This window comes from Solwaraspora sp. WMMA2065 (assembly GCF_030345075.1).
Taxonomy (GTDB): Bacteria; Actinomycetota; Actinomycetes; order Mycobacteriales; family Micromonosporaceae; genus Micromonospora_E.
Genome location: NZ_CP128361.1, coordinates 5356763 through 5376552, shown reverse-complemented (window position 1 = coordinate 5376552; position 19790 = coordinate 5356763). Strand labels below are relative to the sequence as shown.

The window sequence follows — 19790 nt, the reverse complement described above, 5'->3', positions numbered from 1 at the left end:
AGCCTAGTCCGTCCCGCCGGATCCGCAGCGCCCGGCACGGAAGCCGCACACCTGGTCGCCACGAATCGGCCTCAAGTCACCGCGAATCGATCTCGCCGATCTTCTCCGCACCGAGCGCCTGGCGCAGCAACTGCATCGCCTGTTCCTCGCTGCTCTGCCGGGCGGTCTGCTCGTCCACCACTTCGTCCAGCGGCTCGTCGCCCGGGTCGAAGCCCTCATAGACGGGGCCGCGCGGCGGACCGGACGCGGCACCGGGCCGGACCGGACCGTCGTAGTCCGGGTCGTACGGCGGCTCCTCGGCGGACGACCCGTCGGCCCAGGCACCGCCCCCCGCCGACGACGCTCCCCGACCGGCCGCGGCGCTCGCCGGCCGACCGACCGACCGCGACGCCGGGCCGTTCTGCCGCGCCGGGCCGTTCTGTTGCGTCGGTGCCGACCGTTGTTCCGACCCAGGGCCGGTGGACGCGCCCCCACCGCCCGGCCGGGCACCGTCAGCGGCCTGCCGGGTGCCACCCGGCGGTGGGCCACTACCGGACGGGCCGTCGTTCACCGGCGGGGCGTCGCCGCCGCCCGGTCGGGCCGGTTCGGGCCAGTCGGAGTCGTCACCGCCGCCGGCCGGCTGGCGACCACCCGGGCGACTCGCACCCGGCCGGCCGGCAGCCCCGCCGCCCGAAGCCGCCGCGCGGGCGGCGCTGGCCGCCGCCGACCGGGTGGCGGCCGGCGGGCCAGCGGTGGCCGGACCGTTGGCAGGTGGACCGGCGGCGGGTGACGCCGGGCCCGACCGGGCGGCGCTGGCCCGGGCCGGACCGGACGCCGCACCGGCGGTCTCGCAGCGGATCTGCCACCGGACCCCGAGCGTCTCGTAGACGGCTTCGAGCAGCAGGTCCGGCGAGGCGGACAGCATGGTGGCGTGCACGCTGTGCCGGAAGGTCAGCACCAGCACGTCGCCGTCGACGTCGCGTACCGTCGCCTCGCGGACCACCGCGGCGGCTCGCTTGCTCCGGTTGCCGACCATGGCGAGGATCTGGTCCCAGGACCGCCGGACGGTTGCCGCGTCGAGGGCGCCCGGCGCGGCCGGGGCCGGCTGCGGCTCGGCGACGGCCGGGTCGGGCATCACCGCTTCCGGCGGTACGGCCGGCGCGGCGGCCGGTGGCCGCTCAACCGCCGGCGGCGCAGCCGGCACGGCAGCGGCGGGCGTCGCGGCCGGCGGTCCGGCCGGTGCCACGGCGGTGCCGGCGGTCGGCGCGGCGGCGGGAGCGACGGTCACCGGTGCAGCAGCAGCGGCAGCCACCGGTACGCCGGCTGCCAGCCGACGCTCCATCCGCTCCATCCGCTGCAGCAGCGCCCCCGTCGACTCCTCGGCCCCGGGCAGCAGCATCCGAGCGCAGACCAGCTCCAGCAGCAGCCGTGGCGCGGTGGTGCCGCGCATCTCCACCAGGCCGTTGTGCACCGTGTCGGCGCACCGCGACAGCGTCGCCGGGCCGAGCCGCTCGGCCTGGGCGGTCATCCGGTCGATCTGGTCGGGTGGCCCGTCGATCAGCCCTTTGCTGACCGCGTCCGGCACCTGCTGCAGCACGATCAGGTCCCGCAACCGCTCCAACAGGTCGGAGGCGAACCGGCGGGGGTCGTGCCCGGCCTCGGCGACCCGGTCGACGGTTGCGTAGGCGGCGGCACCGTCACCGGCGGCGAGGGCGTCACACATCTCGTCCAGCAGGGCGCTGTCGGTGACGCCGAGCAGGGCCACCGCCCGTGGGTAGCTGACCCCCTCCGGGCCGGCACCGGCGATCAACTGGTCGAGCACCGACAGGCTGTCCCGGGCGCTGCCGCCGCCGGCCCGCACCACCAGCGGGAAGACCGCCGGGTCGACCTTGACACCCTCGGCGGAGCAGAGCTGCTCCAGGTACGGCCGCAGCACCCCCGGCGGGATCAGCCGGAACGGGTAGTGGTGGGTCCGCGACTTGATCGTGCCGAGGACCTTCTCCGGCTCGGTGGTGGCGAAGATGAACTTGACATAGTCCGGCGGCTCCTCGACCAGCTTGAGCAGCGCGTTGAAGCCGGCCGACGAGACCATGTGCGCCTCGTCGATGACGTAGATCTTGAACCGGCTGCTGGCCGGCGCGAAGAAGGCGCGTTCGCGCAGCTCACGGGCGTCGTCGACGCCGCCGTGGCTGGCCGCGTCGATCTCGATGACGTCGATCGAGCCGCTGCCGTCGGCAGCCAGGGCGCGGCAGGAGTCGCACTTGCCGCACGGCTCCGGCGTCGGTCCCTGCTCGCAGTTGAGCGAGCGGGCCAGGATTCGGGCGCTGGAGGTCTTGCCGCAACCGCGCGGCCCGGAGAAGAGGTACGCGTGGTTGAGTCGCCCGGTCCGCAACGCCTGCGACAACGGCTCGGTGACGTGCTCCTGGCCGATGACCTCGGCGAACGTCCTCGGCCGGTACTTGCGGTAGAGCGCCAGTGCCACCCTCACCGCCTCCTTCCGACCAGGCAGGGTTCCACGCCGGGAGCCATTCTGCGCGGGCGGGCCGGCGACCGCCACCCCGGGGCAGGTCCCCCGGCCGGCCCCGGAGACGAAAGGGCCCCCCGTGCACCCGCCAGAGCTCGCTTATCCTTGCTGCCTTCCGGCCCTGGGGAGGTTCACGAGATGCACGCCGCACGAGGGGTTGGCCCCACTGTACCCCGGGCGGTGGGCGGCCGTCGGCGACCCCGGCCCGTGCTGACCGCCACGTCCGCAGCCTGTATCGTGTCGTGCGGAGGATTCGCCTAGAGGCCTAGGGCGCACGCTTGGAAAGCGTGTTGGGTTCACACCCTCACGAGTTCGAATCTCGTATCCTCCGCTCACTGAGCAGCCACAACGCCGTTGGCCGGTCCCTCTGAGGGGACCGGCCAGCGGCGTTCGCGCAACTCTTCGTCTGTAGTTCAGCATCTGACTCGGCTGCCGGGTCAGGTCACGACCCTGCCGGTACGCGGTAGCCGAGCAGCTGACCGTAGGTCATCAGCGGACGCAGCGTCGGCGTGAGCATCGTCGGCTCCGACGACCACCGATGCCCACGGTTGCCGTCCAACCGCCGCTCCCGGGCCGCCGCACGCTCCCGGGCCAGCCTGGCCAGCCGCTTCGACGCAGCCGACCGCCCGTCCCGCCGCTCCCGCCACCGCACCACCAGCTCACGAAACATCTCGACAATCACTGCTCTCTCCACTTCAAGTCTCTCCACTTCAAGGTTGTTCTCCGCGCCGGGGCAGTCGAAAAAGTCCCTGGCGTTGCACGAATATCTCCCGCCGCTCGGCGGCATCGCCGGATTTGTCGATCACGTAACCCGTGACCCAGAGCCAGCCCTCGTACGTCGGCTTGGGGTCCACCGAGATGACCCGGAACCTCAGCCTGCGCTCACCAGCGAACTGCACGCTGGCCTCACCACCGACCACCAGGACGTCACCCGGCCTCGGCTCGGGCGTACGGAGCAGCCGACTACCCGCCACGCCGATCCGCCAACGGATACGTCGTACGCCCACAGTCCGGACACCACCGCGACTTGACCTTGAACGACCACAGCCCGGCGCAGAAGCCCAGCAACGCCGCACTGAACAGCGCCCCGACATCCCACATCGATGGATTCCTCTCACAAGGGAAGACGTTTCCGATCGGTCACGCGTCGTCAGTCGTCGAACGCCACCGGCTCTCCGCCGTTGGCCTGCCACCGGGCAAGGACCTCAGCGAGGATCCGTCGGGCGCCGGCCTCACCGTGCTCGGCCTTCAGGTCCTCGAAACTCCACCGCAGCGTGAGACCCACCTCGGCCGCTTCATCGACTTCGCACTCTCGGGTGACATCGGCGTCCTGGGCGTTCGGACCCGACTCGATCCAGCGATCCTGATCCATCGGCGTCATGCCTCAAGAGTGGCCCACGATCATCAAACATGTCAACGATAGCAACGGGTACAAGTTGCTGCCATTGCTAAGCTTGACAGCGTAGCGTTCGCGGCATGAGACTGGTGGCTTTGGGCGAGATTCAGGCGCTCATGGGTGGCATCAGCCGTCAGCGCACCCAGACCATCGTCAACCGGCCAGACTTCCCGAAGCCGCTCGATACGCTCACCGTCGGCCGGATCTGGGCACGCGAAGAGGTCGTCGCCTGGATCAAACAGAACCGGCCGTTTCAAGAAGAAGCGCTTTAGCGGTTCCCGACGTACGTGGTCGGCCATGTGCTGACATCGGCCAGCTATAGCTGCCGAGTTGGACCTGCGCCATGCGGGTCAACCACGAGCACGCCGCAGCGGCACCTCGCCCACTTAGCCCGCCTACGACGCTCCGACAGCCAGCGGCGCGCACCATGATCCACAGCACTCCAGCTGATCAGGCCCCGGCGTGTCGAGTCGAAGAGACGCTGTGGATCACGGCTTCGCGCTCTTCGTTTCGGTTGTTGGCCTCAGCGTCGGCGGAGTTGTCCGCAGGGTCAGCGAGGCAACGCGCTCGGCGGGTCGGCCAGTGGCTCCTCCGCCGTTGACGAGACACCCGGCTCCACTTCCACCGGCAGTGCCGGGTCCGCCGACGAAGAGACATCGATCGCCGGGTCAGGAGGGGCCGAGGCCGGCGAGCGAGGCGGGGTAGACGGGGTCGACGTCGGCGGGCGGTCCGGTGCCGGAGTGGAGGGCGGGACCGGCGGGGCGGTCGCCGGCTGCTCCGGTACGGCGGTCGGCGACGAGTAGCCCGGTTCGATCGGAGCCTCGTGCCGACCGGACGACAACGCGTTCACCGTGCCGATGCCGAGCGTCACGACCACGAGCACGGCCAGTCCGCTGCCGGCCGTCGCGGCGATCCGACGGCGGCGGCGTGCCCGCTGCCCGGCGGCGATCAGGGCTTGTGGGGTCAGCTGGTGCGGCGGCGCGGCGGCCGCTCGGACCTCGATGAACGCTGAGGTCAGGTCAGATTCGTTCACTGGCTTCGCCCCCCTATGGCCACGTCGTCGGGCAGAAGTTCGCGCATTCGCTGCAAGCCGCGAGCGCATTGACTCTTCACGGTAGTCAGTGAGCGTAAGAAGCCAGAAGAATTTTGGATCTACCGAAACCAGTCCTGACCAGCGGCATCCCGCCTGGTGTGACCGCGCCCGATGCACAGCTGACGCGGCTGCGCTGTCCGGCAACAGCTACCGTCCCGCTACCGCAGGGCAGCACCGGTCGGCACCGGTCCGTCTCGATCTGACCACAGCGATAGCCCTCGCGCCGCAGGCCGGTGAGGCGTATCTGACGCAGGCTGTCGCGCCATGGCCGTGCGAGACCTATCTCCACATCCAGGACGGTGACCGCAGCATCGCGATGACCGTCCGGAACGCGTCGCCGTTGTTGTCCGCGCTGCGGCTGCTCACGACCGAGGCCGAAAGTGGGTGGTCGTGGTGAGGAGCCGTACGGATCGAATCCTTCGCCTGCCAGCGGCCCTGTTGCGGCACGGTCGCGGGATCACCGGCACCGTGATGGGATCGGTGCGCACCCGCTTCGACATCCCGCGCTACGCCGATCTGGCGATACGGGGCACCCTGCGCAGCGAGGAGATCATCACCAGCAGCAGGCCACTGCACGACGTGAACGAGGCGATGGCCGACGCCGACGCACGCCAAGGCATCCGATCCATGATCCATTTCTAGCATCGTCCAGCGCGGACCCGGAGCGGCCCTCCAGTCCCGCTCCGGATGATCGAGCACATCGCCCTGCGAGTAGCGAGAGTTCAGGGTCGCGCCGCGAAGGCGTCGCGAACCTGAACCCGGTTTGCCGTCCACCAGTGCAGGAACGTCTCACCGGAGAAGAACAGGTGGTCACAGGAGTGGTCGCCTCGGTCGTAGTGGAAGACCAGCTGCCAGAAGTCCGAGGCCCGCTTCCACCATAGGCGGTCCACCGCGTCGGCCAGTTCGGCATCGCTGATCGCGACCACGGCACGGTACCCGGCGACGAACGCGGCCACCAGCTCCAGATCCAACTCGCCCGCCTCACCGCCAAACTGCAGCGTGGCGGTCCGGGCGATCTCCTCGCCGAACGGGCGAACCCTGATCCGATCCCAGTCGATCACTCCGGCCACCACCCCGTCACGCCAGATGATGTTGCGATGCTGAAGATCACCATGGGTGTATCCGGCAGGGCCAGCCGGTTGATCGGTGGCCGGGCGCAGATGCCCATACTCGGCGATGAGCGCCTTGCGCCGCCGCAGCAACTCGACCGTCTGGACGTCGAACGGTGCCGCCGAAGCGAACGCGCCGATGGCGCGTAGATATCGGTCAGCCTCGGCCACCGCCTCACCGGGCGCTGCCACCGTGGCGGTGACGGCACCGGCAGCCGGTAGCCACCTCCGCAGGCCCGGATCGTTGAGCTCGCGGTGCAGCCTGCCAACCACACCGCCAAGGTGATGTGCTTGACCGGCCGACAATCCGGTACCCGCAATGTGCTCGCCCTCCAGCCAGCCGAACAGACTGTAAGCGCGGTCATCCATCTCGGCGACGACATCGCCGCCGAGGGTCAGCACCGGCGGACATGCCGGTACCCCGGCTGCGGCGAGCGCCGCAGCGACGCTCAGATTGCGTCGCACGGTCGACACGGGCGCGTCCAACAGCAGCTTCAGCGCAAACTCGCCACCGGCTGTCCGCAGCTGCCAGTTGCGGTTCATCAACCCGTCGGGCAGATATCGAACCTCCTCGACCTCGCCGAGCCGGTACATGTCGGCCAGTAACGGCAGGTCCTGGGCAGCCAGGTCGAGAGCGGCGACCTCGGCAAGCACGGAAGCTGTCACAGGGACGTACGCTACCGACTGCGCCGGACAGCCCCGGGAAGGCGCAGCCGCAGCTCAGGGGTACCGAGGGCAGCCAGCGGTGCTCGTAGGAGCACTCCCTCAATGAGATTCCATGAAGCGCGCCCGCCTGTGGCCGTGGTCGGACCGCACCCCAAGACCAGACCCACGTCGAAGTCGATCCTACCCGGGCAGGTCTTCATCTCGCCGTTGCTGACCCCCTCGGCGCCAGATGCGAAAGAGTTCGGCCAGAGCCCGAAGCACGGCCGGCAGCTTGTCCGCGTCCACCCTGAACAGGGCGACCAACGCGACTACGAGGCGGGGCACGACGAAGGTCAAGGCGACAATGACCAGTACCCAGGGCCCAGCGGAAAGATACGATTCGAGCGCGGACACGGCGAGGTAACCCCCTTCGGGGCCAAGTCTCGCGGCGGCCAAGGCGCGCGAGCCAGATTCGCCGATCCCGGTCAGGCAATGAAGTTCTGCTCCAAAAATCCCATATGGCGGCGGCTATTCTGTCACCCGCGCCCACGTCGGCGCGCCCAGCGGGACAGCGAGGATACGACCCATCTGGGGCATGAGGAGGAGCCCTGCTCGACACCGTCGGCATGTCGCTACGGCAGACTGGACGAGATCCCCTAGCTCACGGGGCAGTGGAACAGCTCGCGCAGGTATGCGTTCCGGAGTGACTGGACCATCGCTGCTCTGCCCCGGACGATTTACCGGGCCGCGACCAGCCGGCGTCCATAGGCACCGGCGTCCGTCCACACCGACATACACCACGGCGATCGTGCGGTGCGGCTGGCAGCGGTCACAGATGATCCGTTTCTCCTTGCGATAGGCAGCCGGATTGGCCTTGATCGCTTCGGCTTGTTGTTCGAAGGCGTCTATTATTCAAATGCCTCGTCCATTATTATATGCAGGTGTCTCACCATTAAATTCAGCTCTTCCGGCACGGGCACTGTTTGGACCACCGCGCCACTGCCCAGAAGTCAAGCTTTCTGAGCGATGTCGTACCTACATGATACAACTCGCCCATGACTCACCCTGAAGGCCTTCCATCCAGCGTTGCCAGCATCGCCGAGTACCTCGCCATGATGGCCAAGGGCTACGACAACCACTTGAAGTGGAACGAACAGGCCATGTTCAAGGCAGACCTCATGAACGCCCGTGACCGGTGGCGTGGGGTGGCACCTGAAGCCTTCGCGGCGAAGCTACGCCAAGAAGGCGTACGCGAGGAGGACATCCTCGAACTTGTCGACTGGCTCAAGAAGGCTCAGTCTGGTCGGCACCTTGTCCCGGAGCGCGCATACCGAGATCACATCTTCAGCCCACCGCCTGAAGCCCGAACCGGTAGGCCAGGGCGACACAGTCGGGATTGGTGACGCTCAAGGATGTTGGCCTCGGCTGGTCTGTGGCTCAATGCGGTGCGGGATCGATAGGTCAACCATCGGCACGTAGCAGGCGCGAAGGCGAACCATGGCCCGTCCTGCAGTTGACCCGTGTCGAAGTGACTGCGGTCGCGCGATTTCGCTGAGCCGGTTCAGGATGGCGATTGACCCACTACCCCACGTACTCATGCCGAGCGTCGCTCAGCAGTGGCTCGCGCCACGAACCGTCTGGGTGTCAAGCTGTGGAGATGGAGCTTGCCGCATGGCCTCCTTGACGATCGGACCGGCGGCTGCCGGTCCCTTTCCACCCTTCTCCCACACGGTTGCGGGCTGGGAGGTTGCACGCCGTGCCGCGATCGTCGTCGACGCACCAAAACCGCAACATCGAAGGGGCCGACGGCTGCGACCCGGCCGTAGCGTGGTGGCGTGCGAGATGGCGGCGTACCAGTCCTGCGCGCCCCCGTACGGCCAGCGCGGGTTGAGAGCGGTTGGATGCCCCGCGCGAGGCGGAACGCGCCTCAGGTCACGCCAGTTCGCGGGTCATGAACGCGCTGTTGGGATCATCGACGTAGGCGCCGAAGGGCGGGCAGGGGACGAAGCCCGCCTTTGCGTACAACGTCCTCGCCGGGACGAAGAAGTCCATGCTTCCGGTCTCCAGCGAGATGCGGCGGACGCCGCGTCGTCGCGCGTCCCCGATGAGGTGGTCGAGGACGCGCGCGGCGATGCCCTGGCCGCGTCGTCGCGGATCCGTCCGCATGCTTTTGATCTCCTCGTGCGCCGGCTCCACCTCGGCCAGGGCACCCGTGCCCACCAGCTCGCCACTCATCCGGGCGACCCACAGACGGACGCCCGGTGCCCGCAGCCCGGAAAGATCCAGCGCGTGTCGGCTCTCGGCAGGCGCCGTTGGCGCGAGTTCGTCGAGATGTGCCTGCAGGAAGACGCCGAGCTCCGGGTCAGCGAAGTCGGCGCGCTCGATAGTCAACCGCATGACGGAGATCTTGCCCGGCCGGTGCTGGTCACCCCACACCGAACCGGGCCAGTGGCTCGACCAGCTCGCGTTCCTCGTAGGACAGGTGGGACAGCAGGGTATCGGTGAGCAGGTCGACGGCGGTCTTGACGTCGCCGATCCGGTCCGGCTCGCTGACCAGGGCAACCAGCGCCCGGTCGACCCGTTCCAGCACGTCGTGGATGACGTGATGCTCCTCCGACAGCCGGTCGACCACCGGGGCGAGTCCCGGGTCGGCGCGGCGCAGCTGCGGCAGCATGCCGATGTCCTCGATGGTGTGGTGGGTGGTCACCACCCGGCAGTACGACTCGCAGTAGGCGCCGAGGGTCCAGTTGTTCTGCCGCATGGTCATCGTGTTGATGTGCGCCCGGGCACCGCCGGCGGTCATGGTGCCGGCTGCGACCTGGTCGATCAGGTCGCGCACGGTCCGCAGCTCCTCGCGCAGATGATCGTGTACGTCGATCAGGTGCTGCCCGGCGGTCCGCTGGGCGGGACTGTAGGTCAGCGTGGGGTCGGGTGGCGGGGCGGTCGGCCGGGTCGACTCGTCTCAGACGCGTTCAGCGCTGAGCCGTACCCCGTCGTCGGGGGTGGGGGTGATGCCGGCGGCGGCGGGGGCCGACGCGGCGGGAACCGAACCCGCTGCTGCGGCGCTGCGGCCGGCGGCGACCAGGTCGCGGACCGCCGGCACCACCTCGGCGGCGAACCGGCGGATCATGTCCGGGTCGTCGCTGGCCAGTAGGTAGCCGCTGAAGCCCTGCTCCAGGGTCAGTCCGGCGAGCTGCTCGGCCCAGTCGCCCGGTTTGCCGGTGAGGAATCCGTCGCCGCTGCCGAACGTACCGCTGATGTTGTAGAGCCGGCGGACCGCGGCCGGGTCCCGCCCCGCCTGCCGTGCCGCCGCGTCGATGGCCGCGTTCATCGCCGGTAGCTGCTCCGGCGGCGCGTACGGGCTGCTGGGCAGCCAACCGTCGGCGAGTCGACCGGTGACCCCGAGCATCCGCTTCTTGTACGCGCCCAGCCAGATGCCGATGGGGTGGGCGGGCGCCGGACCTGGATGCACACCCCATACCCGGTGATGCCGGCCGTCGACCTTGACGGTGCCGCCGCCGGCGTCCCAGACCGAGCGGATGATCTCGATGCCCTCCGCCAGCGCTTCGACGCTTTCGGCCGGGGTGAGCCGGCCGCCGCCCATCGCCGCGATCGCGTCCCAGAAGGCACCGGCCCCGAGGCCCAGCTCGACCCGGCCGCCGCTGAGCAGGTCGAGGCTGGCCGCGCTGCGGGCCAGCATCGCCGGCTGGCGCAGCGGCAGGTTGGCGACGTTCGGCGCGACCCGGACCCGGGTGGTGCGGGCGGCGATCACTGACAGCAGGGTCCAGGTGTCCAGGAACCGGGCCTGGTACGGGTGGTCCTGCACGGTCACCAGGTCGAGCCCGGCCTCCTCGGTCAACTGGGCCAGCGCCAGGGCCCGGTCGGCCTGCTCGGCGACCGGCGTGATGAAGGTGCCGAACAGCAGGTCGTGTCCGTAGTCAGCCATGTCGTTCGCTCCCCGCGACAGCAGTCATGCGTACGGGTCACAAGATAGTCTGCCGAACAGACGATCGGCACTGTGACCCTTCTGACGTGAGGATGGTCGGTCAGCGCAGACGAGCCTGCGATAAGCTCGGCCTATGCCTCGTCCCGGTCAACGCACGGATCCGGGTCCGGCCCGCGCCGCTGGCGGCGGCGACCTCGGCTGGGCGCTGGGCGTGGTCTTCCGGGCGTACGTCAAGAGCAGCAGCGCCGTGCTGCACGACCTGCCCGGCGGGCCGCGCGGCCATCAGGTGCTGGCGGCGGCGGTCGAGGCCACGCCGGAGAGTCAGATCTCGCTGGCCCGTCGGCTGGGCATCGACAAGACCGTGATGACCTACCTGATCGACGATCTGGAGCGCGCCGGGCTGCTCGAACGGCGGGCCAACCCGGACGACCGCCGGCACAAGACCATCGTCGCGACCGACCACGGGCACCAGGTCTGGTCGGCGACCCGGGAGCGGCTGGAGCAGGCCGAGGAGCATCTGCTCGGGTCGCTGCGGCCGACCGATCGCGAGGCACTGCGGTCGCTGCTGTTCCAGCTGGCCGACCAGGCACAGGCCGTCGATCCGGTCGTCGACACCTGCCAGATCGTGTCCGACATCGCCGCCGACAGCCAGCCGCACGAGCCAGCCGACAGCCAGCCGCACGAGCCAGCGGACGGCCAGCCGCACTGAGGTACAGCTCCAGCTCGGCCCACACCCGTCCGTCAGACCTGCGGCATGGCGGACGGAGGAGCCGATCGATGCGCCAGTCAGACACCAACCTGCTGCCGTTCTACCTGGTCGTCGACGTCTCGGTGTCGATGGCGGCGGACGGCAAGCTGGAAGCGGCGAACGAGATCGTGCCGGCGCTCGTCGACGCGCTGGCGCGGCACCCGGTCGTCGCGGCCCGGGTACGGTTCGGGCTGATCGATTTCTCCGACCACGCGGAGGTCCGGCTCCCGCTCGGTGACCTGCTTGCTCCCGGGCTGGTTTCGCCGGCCCTCACCGTACGCGGCGGCACCTGCTACGAGTCGGCGTTCACGGCCACGCGGGACGAGATCGAGTCGGACATGGCACGGTTCGCGGCCAGCGGAGAGACCACACACCGGCCCACCGTCTGGTTCATCAGCGATGGCCGGCCAACCGACTTGCGGTCCGCCTGGCAGGCGGCGTTCGCCGAGCTGACCTCGTCCAGCGCCCGCCCGAGCGTCGTCGCCTGCGGCGTGGACGAGGCGGATCCCCGGATCATCAGGTCGCTGGCCCATCCGGCGACCGGATCGGGACGGATGGCGTCGTACCTGATGGTGCCCGGCGCCGATCCGGCCCGGACGATCACCGGGATCGCACAGGTGCTCATCGCCAGCGTCGTCCGGTCCGGCTACCACCCGACCAGCGACGCCGGACCGGTCCTGCCCGACGGGCCGGATCTGCCGCCCGGGGTGCAGCGGCTCGACCCGACCGGCCCCGGGTGACGGTGGCCCCGACTGCGGGCGACGGCAGCCCGGCCCGACTCGGACCAGCTACGGTGATCTTGTTACGGTGATCTTGATTGTCGTCAGGCCGTCCGCTGAACGGCCAAGGTCGACTGTCCGTCAGGTTCATATATGATCAAAACTATTGACAATGTCCGAGGAGCACATCAATTCCGGAGCACGGGGCCAACGATCGCAGCGGAGGTCTCGATGATCGACGATCGATCCGGCGGACCGGTGCCCGATGACGGGCTACCAGCCGAAACCCGACAACGGATGATCGAATTACTCGCCGCCGAGTTCGGCGCGGCGTGGCAGGCCGCTGTGACCGGCGGTGCGGGCCCTGAAGAGTTGGCCGAGTACGTCGACGACCGCCGGCGTACCGTGGAATCGATTCCGGAGCCGGACGACCGCGACGATTGTCGTTAACCTGGACAACGCAGCGCAACGGCACACCATCGCTTCCGGCCGACCGGACCGGCATTTTCCGGTGACCACTGAGTCAGCATCGGCCACCGGATACGATGTGACACACGGCGACGGCTGACAGTCCCCATTACTCGCGCCACCATGGACACATGGCGACGGCGTACGCATCTGCGCAGTTCCCGGCAGCGGGTGGATCTTTCATCGGCCGCGCCGCGGAACGCGCCCGGCTGACCGGGCTGTTGACCGAGGCGGCGGGCAGTGCCGCCGCGACGGTCTTCGTCGGCGGTGAGGCGGGCGTCGGCAAGAGCCGGCTGCTCGAGGAGTTCGCCGCCGAGGCCCGCTCGGCAGGCCGCACCGTCCTGCGCGGCGTCTGCATCAACCTGGGCACCGGCGCGGTGCCGTACGCCCCGTTGATCGACGCCCTGCGGCGGATCGTCCGGGCACTCGGTGAGCAGCGGGTACGCGAGCTTGGCGGACCCTCGTACGCCGAACTGAGCCGGCTGGTGTCGGACTTCACCGGAGTCGCGCCCCTCGGTGAGTCGACCGCACAGCTACGGGTGTTCGGCGCGGTCCTGCGGATGCTCGACCACTTCGGCGCGCACACGCCGACCGTACTGATCATCGAGGACCTGCACTGGGCCGAGCCATCCACGTTGGACCTGGTTTCCTATTCGGCTCGGGCGCAGACCGACGAGCGGGTCCTGCTGGTGCACAGCTACCGGTCGAACGACCTGGACCGGCGGCACCCACTGCGGACGCTGCTCGCCGAGCCGGACTTCATCCGCCGGATCCACCGGCTGGAGCTGGCCCGGTTCACCCGCGCCGAGCTGGAACGGTTCCTGACCGCGTCGGCCGGCGGCCCGGTCGACCGGTCGCTGCTGGACCGGTACTACGAACTGTCCGACGGAAACAGGCCGGGATCTCGCAGCTACGGGTGTTGCGTGACCTCTGCCTGGCCGAACTCGCCCGGGCCCGAGGCACCGCCGACCCCGACGCCTGGGTAATGGTGGTCCGGGGCTGGTCGATGCTCGGCCGGTCCTACCCGGCGGGCTACGCCTACTGGCGGGAAGCCGAGACCGCGCTCACCGCCGGCGACCTGACCCGCGCCGGATCGGCCGCCAGGTCGGCCTGGCAGTCCACCAATCCGCTGCCGGCCGGGCCGCTGCGTAGCGAGATCGAGGCGATGGCCCGCCGGGCCCGCATCCCCCTCGACCCGGAGCCGCCGGAGCCAGCCGACGACACCGCCGGGCCGGCAGCACGGCCGTTCGGTCTCACCGCCCGCGAGTTGGAGGTGCTGTGTCTGCTATGCCTGGGCAGGACCAATCGGGAGATCGCCACCGAACTGTTCATCACCGAACGCACGGCGGGTGTCCACGTGTCCAACCTGCTCAGAAAGATGGCGGCCAGCAACCGTAATGCCGCCGCGTCGATGACCCATCGGCTCCGGATCTGCATCGATCGCGATTCCGGATAGACCTCCGTACGGCGTCGTCGCGCCGAACGTACCGGTGGATCGTCCTAACAGGTCGGAGCCGGTCGCCACCGGGCGAGCCGAATGTGACCGTACGCAAAAGATCGTAGGCACCGAGTGATGACGCCACCGGTGATCGAGCCGTAAAGTCCACACCGGATCTGCTGAGCAACCTTTCAGGGGGTAGCGGTGACGCTTAGATCTGCGACGGTCGACAATTCGACCCCGCGGCTACGCACTATTACGGCAGCGGGCTCCAATCTCTTCTGAGCCAGCGGAACCGCGGATAACTTTCGACTCGTACGCAGATAGCCGACCACCTCCCCCACACCTTTTTGATGATCTGGTGGCTTACTGGAAAGGACAGATACCGATGGCCAGTGCGAGCGTGGCTGTCCGGGCCGCCGGCGCGTCGTTCGGGCGTACCGCTGCGGAAGATCACGTCCGGGACCTCGCCCGGCGGGGCATACTGGCGGACCGCGCGAGGACGGCGTCCGACGCGGAGCGTGGGCTGCTCCGCGCGGGTGGGTACGCCCTGGTCTGGCCGGTGGTGTTCCAGCGGCTGACCCGCCGGATCGAACTCGCCCGGGGACACCCCGCCTGCGCGTCGTCGGTCCACCGGCTGGAAGCCGACTGCCTGGACAAGTTCCACGACGACGTCGAGGCGGTCCTCGACGACCTGCTGACCAGCGCCAAGGTCCCAGTGGTCAACCTGGAGGGGTGGATCGCCCGGCGGATCGGGCCGGCCACCGTCGACGCGCATCGCCGCCGACGCGGCGACCGTGGCGCGTTGCAGCGGCCCCGGCTGCCCGGATGGCTCAAGCACCACCTCGACCAGGACCCGTGGCTGCTGGCCCTCGCCGTCGAGGTACTGGTCTGGGTGGGGATCCCGGCCACGGCCGGGGTACGGGTGTGGCCGCTGGGCGCGTGGGCGGACCGCCGAGCCGCCGTCACCGGCCACTGTGGTGGCGGGGAACGGGAGGTGACGGCCGACCTCGACCGGGTGCTCGCCGCGATGCGCAGACGTCCGAAGTGGTACGCGGACTTCGTCGAACGGCCGCTCGGCCGCAAGCACGCCCCGGTGCCGCCGGCCGCGCGGGCCGGGACCGGTCCGGCCCGCGAGAGCGACCACCTGCAGCCGAGGACGCCGGACGAGGCGGACGAGGCCCGGTTGACCGAGCTGGCGTCGGTCGCGGTGACGGCGATCGAGGCGCAGCTGCGCCGAGGCGCCGACCCCCGGTGCGCGGTGGTCGCCGTACTCCGCTCGGTGTTCGACACCGGCACGGGTGCCGACGAGATGGACCGGCCGCCCGGTGGTGGACCGGCCGCAGACGAGCGGGTCGCCGCCCTGCTGGCCGATTCGGCGGCGATCGACCGGATCGCCAGCGCCGTCGTCGAGCTGATCGCCGACCGGTGACGGCCGGTGCGCCGAAACGCCCGGCCGGTCCTCGCGGACCTGCCGGGCGTTCAACCAGCAGGATGATCGCCTGCTCAGTGGCGGTGGCGGCGGGATTTGAACCCGCGGAGGGCGTGAACCCTCACACGCTTTCGAGGCGTGCTCCTTAGGCCACTCGGACACACCACCGCCGAGTAGGCTACCTGAAGCGCCTGCCGACCGTCACGGCGGTACCGCCCGAGCGTAGGCGGCACCGGCCGCACTGGCAGGATCATGGCCATGAGCACGCACATCGGAGCCAAGCCCGGCGACATCGCCGAGCGGGTCCTCATGCCCGGAGACCCGCTGCGCGCCAAGTGGATCGCCGAGAACTTCCTCGAGGACGCCACCTGCTACTCGAACGTGCGCGGCATGTTCGGCTTCACCGGCCGGTACGCCGGGACGCGGGTGTCGGTGCAGGGGTCGGGAATGGGCATGCCGTCGGCGTCGATCTACGCCCACGAGCTGATCAACGAGTACGGGGTGCGGACGCTGATCCGGGTCGGCTCCTGCGGCGCGTTGGCCGAGGATCTGCACCTGCGGGACGTGATCGCAGCCAACGGTTCGTCGACCGACTCGAACATGAACCGGGTGCGCTTCGCCGGGCTGGTCGACTACGCCCCGGTGGCGGATTTCGGTCTGCTGCGTACGGCGGTCGACGCCGCCCACCGGCACGGTGTCGATCTGCGGGTCGGCCCGGTCCTGGCCGCCGACGCGTTCTACACCGACCGGCCGGACCTGTACGACACGCTCGCCGACTACGGGGTGCTGGCGGTCGAGATGGAGTCGGCGGCGCTGTACACCATCGCCGCCCGGTTCCGGGCCCGCGCGTTGACCATCCTCACCGTGAGCGACCACATCCGCACCGGCGAGAAGATGAGCGCGGACGACCGGGAGCAGACCTTCAGCGAGATGGTACGCATCGCACTGGACACCGCGATCGCCTGACGCCACCGGGATCGGCCGACGATACCGGCGGGCCGCCCGGCTCAGCGGAAGAACGCCCGCAGCGCGGCGGCGCACTCGTCGGCCAGCACCCCGGCGTACACGGTCGGCCGGTGGTTGAGGCGGCGGTCGCGCACGACGTCCCACAGCGATCCGACGGCACCGGTCTTCGGCTCCCACGCGCCGAAGACCACGGTCGAGATCCGGGCCAGCACCAACGCCCCGGCGCACATGGTGCACGGCTCCAGGGTGACCACCAGGGTGCACCCGTCGAGCCGCCACCGGCCGAGCCGGGCGGCGGCCCGGCGCAGGGCGAGGACCTCGGCGTGCGCCGTCGGGTCGCCGGTCAGTTCACGTTCGTTGTGGGCGACCGCGAGTTCACGGCCGGCCGCGTCGTAGACGACCGCACCGACCGGCACGTCAGCCATACCGACCGGCACGTCAGCCGCACCGACGGGTACCCCTGCCGTGCCGGGCGGCACACCAACGGGGCCGGCACCGGCGGTCGGCCCGCCCGCCACCGACAACGCCCGCCGCATCCAGCTCTCGTGCAGCGGGTCGCGGTGCCGTCGGGCCGTCGGCACGCCGTCGCCCCGCCCGGTCACGCCGTCGCCCCGCCCGGTCTCATGCCTCGCGCAACTCCTCGATCTCGTCGCCGCAGCCGACCGTCTGGCAGATCTCTGCGGTCACGTCGGCCGGCAGCATGCCGTCGCGGGCGCACAGCGCCAGCAGGCGTCGGGCCGACAGACCTAGGTCGGCGAGCAGGTCGGCGTCCCCGACCGGCTCCGCGTCCGGGTCGGCGGCCGGCTCATCGTCGTCGTCCTCCTCGTCGGCCAACGCGTCGACGTCGTCGGAGTCGTCCAACGGGTCGCCGACCAGGTACCCACCGGCACGGGAACCGGCCGGCGCGGCAGCGGCGGCGGACATCGAGCCGCCGCCAGCGCCGACCACGACCGGTTCGAGGTCGACCTCGACGGCCGGGTTACGGATGTCGCCGATCAGCAGTGCGCCCAGCCGCGACTCCTCGGCGAACGCGGCGTCCGAACTGAAGATTCGCAGATCCTCGCCCTCGTCGAGGCGCAGTATCACCAGGTAACTGTCGTCCGATTCGACGAACAGCAGTGACACCTCGGCGTCGGGGTCGACCTCACGGAGCCGGTCGACCACTTCGTCGATGTCGGCGACCCCACCGAGGTCGAGCTCGGCGCCGGACCAACCGGCCGGGCCGCGTACGGCAGCGGCAGCAAAATAGGGCACGGTCCCCCCAATGGTCCCTGCGGTCACCGGGCGGTGCGGCATCCGCGCCGCCGTCGGTGACCGCCGATTCTGTCGTCAGATTGACGGTATCGGCTCAGGTGGGTCGTTGACCCCACAACGCCCCGAACAGTCACTGACCGGCAGGGACGGGTGCGCGACAGCGCGTCGACGTCCGGTCAGCTGAGGCGTTCGGTCAGCTGAGGCGTTCGGTCAGTTGACCAGTCGGCGGGCCGCGATCAACTCGCGCAACTGCTGCCCACGGACCTTGCGGGGCCGGACCCGTTCGCGGCCGAGCTTGGCGCCGGCAAGCTCGGCGAGGATCTGCAGTCGGCGTCGATTCCGCTCGGGATCGAGCCGGTGCCCGGTGTTGGCCATGCCGCCGAGCGTGCCGACCGTCGCCGCGTTCGTCAAGCCCGGAATTCGCCCCCCGCTGGTCACCACAGTGGCCAGTCGCCGGTCGCCGCCCAGTGTGTGGCGAGCGCCACAGTTGTGATGCTCCAGCCGGCCGACATGGCGAGCGCGATGCCGGTCGCCACGCCCCGGTCGCCGACCCGGGCGAGCAGGATCGCGACGGTCCAGGCCAGCACGCCGCAGAGCAGCGTCGACAGGGCGTACCCGCGCAGGTCCTGGCCGATCAGGCCGGTCAGCAGCAGCCACAGCGCGGTGGCCAGCGCCCCGAGTGCGACGGCTCCCGGGCGTACCGGGTGCGGCTCCCGGTAGGTCGGCCGGGGCGGGGCCGGTGGCTGTGCGGGCATGGCCGGAAACATCCCCGGCGGGTACGGGTGCTGCCCACGTGGTGAACCCCAGCCGGCCACCGGCGGGTGCCAGCCGGCCGGCGCACCGGGCCAGCCCGGCGGGCTGGTCGGTGCGGGTGACGGCCATTCGATCGGCCGGTCCGGCATCTCGTCCCTCCCTCCTGCGGCCGGGGCGGCGGCTCGCGTCGGTCCGCCACCGTGCCAAGTCAGCGTACCGACGGCGGCTGCCCGACCGCGCCCTGGCTCGATGTGGCAGAGTCACCGCGTGCGAGTGGCGGTGATCGGGCTGGGGCTGATCGGCGGCTCGGCGCTGCGCGCGTTCGCCGCCGCCGGACACCGGGTTTTCGGGTACGACGCCGATCCTGCGACCCGGGCCACCGCGCGTACCGCCGCCGCGCGGGCCGCACCCGACGCGCGCTGGCAGGTCGCCCCGACGGTACGGGACACGGTGGCCGACGCCGATCTGGTGCTGTTGGCGGTGCCGCTGCCGGCGGTGGGTCCGGTGCTCGACGAGATCGCCGCGGTCGGCTACTCCGGGCTGGTCACCGACGTCACCTCGGTCAAGGAACCGGTGCGGCGGCTGGTCGACCGGCGTCTGCACCGCCAGCACGACCGGACCGCCGGGTTCGTCGGCGGCCATCCGATGGCTGGTCGGGAGACTTCCGGGTTCACCTCCGCCGACCCGGAGCTGTTCACCGGCTGCGCCTGGGTGCTATGCCTGGAACCGCCGGTGACCTCGGTCGACGACTGGCTGACCATCGCGACAGCGGTGACCGGGCTGGGTGCCCGGGTGGTACCGGCCACCGCCGAGGAGCACGATCGGGCCGTCGCGGCGATCAGTCACGTACCGCATCTGCTCGCGACCGCGCTGGCCGCCAGCGCGGTGACCGACCCGCTCGCCTGGTCGTTGGCGGCGGGGTCGTTCCGGGACGGCACCCGGGTGGCGGCCAGCCGGCCGGAGCTGGTCGCGGCGATGTGCGGCGGCAACGCCGGGGCGGTCCGGGCCGGCCTGGACGAGGTGCTGTCCACCCTGACGGCGGCCCGGGCGGCGCTGGACGCGGAAGACCCGGTGCAGGCTCTGGTGCCGTGGCTGACCCCGGGCAGTTCGGCACGGGGAGGCTGGCCACCACAGCCGGGCCGGCCGCTGGAGCTGCCGGCCCGGCCGGACGCGCTGCTGCGGCTGGGGCGGGCCGGCGGTTGGGTCACCGCCGTGGCCGACGACCGGCGTACCGTGACAGCGGTCCGGCCGGCACCGGTCGACTGACCCGGGCTAACTGACCCGGGCTGGCTGGTCGGCTGGTCGACTGACCCGGGCAGA

General features: G+C 70.5%; 24 protein-coding genes, 2 tRNA genes and 1 other RNA gene. 12 read left to right on the top strand and 15 right to left on the bottom strand.

Annotated elements, in window-relative coordinates; genetic code table 11:
- Positions 1-76: 76 nt before the first annotated feature.
- Both O7610_RS24410 and ffs read right to left on the bottom strand, forming a co-directional pair.
- On the bottom strand, positions 77-2461 hold the full coding sequence (locus O7610_RS24410) for a DNA polymerase III subunit gamma and tau (RefSeq protein WP_281555791.1): 2385 nt from the start codon (positions 2459-2461) through the stop codon (positions 77-79).
- Between the two features lie 110 nt (positions 2462-2571).
- Positions 2572-2662, bottom strand: an RNA gene (gene ffs, locus O7610_RS24405) — signal recognition particle sRNA small type.
- Between the two features lie 87 nt (positions 2663-2749).
- On the opposite strand from ffs, the gene O7610_RS24400 reads away from it, so the two are divergent.
- Positions 2750-2834: transfer RNA gene (locus O7610_RS24400), tRNA-Ser, on the top strand.
- 111 nt (positions 2835-2945) lie between these two features.
- Here O7610_RS24400 and O7610_RS24395 read toward each other — a convergent pair.
- The 3 genes from O7610_RS24395 to O7610_RS24385 form a co-directional block, all read right to left on the bottom strand.
- A complete protein-coding gene (locus O7610_RS24395; RefSeq protein ID WP_289211971.1) occupies positions 2946-3185 on the bottom strand; it encodes a hypothetical protein in 240 nt (79 codons plus the stop codon).
- Between the two features lie 28 nt (positions 3186-3213).
- Positions 3214-3510, bottom strand: coding sequence for a hypothetical protein (locus O7610_RS24390; protein WP_289211970.1), 297 nt, complete (start codon positions 3508-3510; stop codon positions 3214-3216).
- 143 nt (positions 3511-3653) lie between these two features.
- Positions 3654-3884, bottom strand: coding sequence for a hypothetical protein (locus O7610_RS24385; protein WP_289211969.1), 231 nt, complete (start codon positions 3882-3884; stop codon positions 3654-3656).
- A gap of 95 nt (positions 3885-3979) precedes the next feature.
- On the opposite strand from O7610_RS24385, the gene O7610_RS24380 reads away from it, so the two are divergent.
- Positions 3980-4171, top strand: coding sequence for a hypothetical protein (locus O7610_RS24380; RefSeq protein ID WP_278172106.1), 192 nt, complete (start codon positions 3980-3982; stop codon positions 4169-4171).
- A 278-nt stretch (positions 4172-4449) separates the two neighbouring features.
- Here the strand turns inward: O7610_RS24380 and O7610_RS24375 are convergent, their stop codons facing one another.
- A complete protein-coding gene (locus O7610_RS24375; protein ID WP_289211968.1) occupies positions 4450-4932 on the bottom strand; it encodes a hypothetical protein in 483 nt (160 codons plus the stop codon).
- Positions 4933-5460: 528 nt separating this feature from the next.
- Here O7610_RS24375 and O7610_RS24370 point away from each other — a divergent pair.
- Positions 5461-5634 (top strand): hypothetical protein, encoded by a 174-nt coding sequence (locus O7610_RS24370; RefSeq protein ID WP_289211967.1) that lies wholly within the window; start codon positions 5461-5463, stop codon positions 5632-5634.
- 80 nt (positions 5635-5714) lie between these two features.
- Here the strand turns inward: O7610_RS24370 and O7610_RS24365 are convergent, their stop codons facing one another.
- Complete coding sequence (locus O7610_RS24365) at positions 5715-6767, bottom strand: phosphotransferase (protein WP_289211966.1); 1053 nt, start codon at positions 6765-6767, stop codon at positions 5715-5717.
- 1034 nt (positions 6768-7801) lie between these two features.
- Here O7610_RS24365 and O7610_RS24360 point away from each other — a divergent pair.
- Positions 7802-8149, top strand: a complete 348-nt coding sequence (locus tag O7610_RS24360; RefSeq protein ID WP_289211965.1) for a hypothetical protein — start codon at positions 7802-7804, stop codon at positions 8147-8149.
- A 529-nt stretch (positions 8150-8678) separates the two neighbouring features.
- Here the strand turns inward: O7610_RS24360 and O7610_RS24355 are convergent.
- The 3 genes from O7610_RS24355 to O7610_RS24345 all read right to left on the bottom strand — a co-directional run bounded on the left by O7610_RS24355 (position 8679) and on the right by O7610_RS24345 (position 10692).
- Complete coding sequence (locus tag O7610_RS24355) at positions 8679-9143, bottom strand: GNAT family N-acetyltransferase (RefSeq protein ID WP_289211964.1); 465 nt, start codon at positions 9141-9143, stop codon at positions 8679-8681.
- A 28-nt stretch (positions 9144-9171) separates the two neighbouring features.
- On the bottom strand, positions 9172-9624 hold the full coding sequence (locus O7610_RS24350; protein ID WP_289213678.1) for a hemerythrin domain-containing protein: 453 nt from the start codon (positions 9622-9624) through the stop codon (positions 9172-9174).
- Positions 9625-9708: 84 nt separating this feature from the next.
- Positions 9709-10692: an LLM class flavin-dependent oxidoreductase gene (locus O7610_RS24345; protein WP_289211963.1), complete on the bottom strand. Its 984-nt coding sequence runs from the start codon at positions 10690-10692 to the stop codon at positions 9709-9711.
- A 133-nt stretch (positions 10693-10825) separates the two neighbouring features.
- On the opposite strand from O7610_RS24345, the gene O7610_RS24340 reads away from it, so the two are divergent.
- The 6 genes from O7610_RS24340 (at position 10826) to O7610_RS24315 (ending at position 15497) form a co-directional block, all read left to right on the top strand.
- A complete protein-coding gene (locus tag O7610_RS24340) occupies positions 10826-11401 on the top strand; it encodes a MarR family winged helix-turn-helix transcriptional regulator (RefSeq protein ID WP_289211962.1) in 576 nt (191 codons plus the stop codon).
- Positions 11402-11469: 68 nt separating this feature from the next.
- Positions 11470-12180 (top strand): vWA domain-containing protein, encoded by a 711-nt coding sequence (locus tag O7610_RS24335; RefSeq protein WP_289211961.1) that lies wholly within the window; start codon positions 11470-11472, stop codon positions 12178-12180.
- Positions 12181-12390: 210 nt separating this feature from the next.
- Positions 12391-12609 carry a hypothetical protein gene (locus O7610_RS24330; RefSeq protein ID WP_289211960.1) on the top strand — a complete coding sequence of 73 codons (219 nt, stop codon included), beginning with the start codon at positions 12391-12393 and terminating at the stop codon, positions 12607-12609.
- 149 nt (positions 12610-12758) lie between these two features.
- On the top strand, positions 12759-13613 hold the full coding sequence (locus O7610_RS24325; protein ID WP_289211959.1) for an ATP-binding protein: 855 nt from the start codon (positions 12759-12761) through the stop codon (positions 13611-13613).
- On the top strand, positions 13544-14083 hold the full coding sequence (locus tag O7610_RS24320; RefSeq protein WP_289211958.1) for a helix-turn-helix transcriptional regulator: 540 nt from the start codon (positions 13544-13546) through the stop codon (positions 14081-14083). The genes O7610_RS24325 and O7610_RS24320 overlap by 70 nt, the downstream gene beginning before the upstream one ends.
- 370 nt (positions 14084-14453) lie before the next feature.
- On the top strand, positions 14454-15497 hold the full coding sequence (locus O7610_RS24315; protein WP_289211957.1) for a hypothetical protein: 1044 nt from the start codon (positions 14454-14456) through the stop codon (positions 15495-15497).
- Positions 15498-15575: 78 nt separating this feature from the next.
- On the opposite strand, the gene O7610_RS24310 is transcribed toward O7610_RS24315, so the two are convergent.
- A tRNA-Ser gene (locus O7610_RS24310) sits at positions 15576-15665 on the bottom strand.
- 90 nt (positions 15666-15755) lie between these two features.
- Here O7610_RS24310 and deoD point away from each other — a divergent pair.
- Positions 15756-16463 carry a purine-nucleoside phosphorylase gene (gene deoD / locus O7610_RS24305; RefSeq protein ID WP_289211956.1) on the top strand — a complete coding sequence of 236 codons (708 nt, stop codon included), beginning with the start codon at positions 15756-15758 and terminating at the stop codon, positions 16461-16463.
- Between the two features lie 41 nt (positions 16464-16504).
- Here deoD and O7610_RS24300 read toward each other — a convergent pair whose 3' ends face one another.
- From O7610_RS24300 to O7610_RS24285, 4 genes are all read right to left on the bottom strand, one after another.
- Positions 16505-16999: a nucleoside deaminase gene (locus tag O7610_RS24300; protein ID WP_475051976.1), complete on the bottom strand. Its 495-nt coding sequence runs from the start codon at positions 16997-16999 to the stop codon at positions 16505-16507.
- 85 nt (positions 17000-17084) lie between these two features.
- The gene (locus tag O7610_RS24295; protein ID WP_289211955.1) at positions 17085-17717 is read right to left on the bottom strand and encodes a tRNA adenosine deaminase-associated protein; all 633 of its coding nucleotides are present in this window, start codon (positions 17715-17717) and stop codon (positions 17085-17087) included.
- Positions 17718-17927: 210 nt separating this feature from the next.
- Positions 17928-18128 carry a hypothetical protein gene (locus tag O7610_RS24290; RefSeq protein WP_281552726.1) on the bottom strand — a complete coding sequence of 67 codons (201 nt, stop codon included), beginning with the start codon at positions 18126-18128 and terminating at the stop codon, positions 17928-17930.
- 23 nt (positions 18129-18151) lie between these two features.
- A complete protein-coding gene (locus O7610_RS24285; protein ID WP_475051962.1) occupies positions 18152-18484 on the bottom strand; it encodes a hypothetical protein in 333 nt (110 codons plus the stop codon).
- Between O7610_RS24285 and O7610_RS24280 the strand changes: the two genes are divergently transcribed.
- Positions 18471-19736, top strand: coding sequence for a prephenate dehydrogenase (locus O7610_RS24280; RefSeq protein ID WP_502959049.1), 1266 nt, complete (start codon positions 18471-18473; stop codon positions 19734-19736). The two genes, O7610_RS24285 and O7610_RS24280, sit on opposite strands and share 14 nt — an antisense overlap.
- Positions 19737-19790 lie beyond the last annotated feature (54 nt).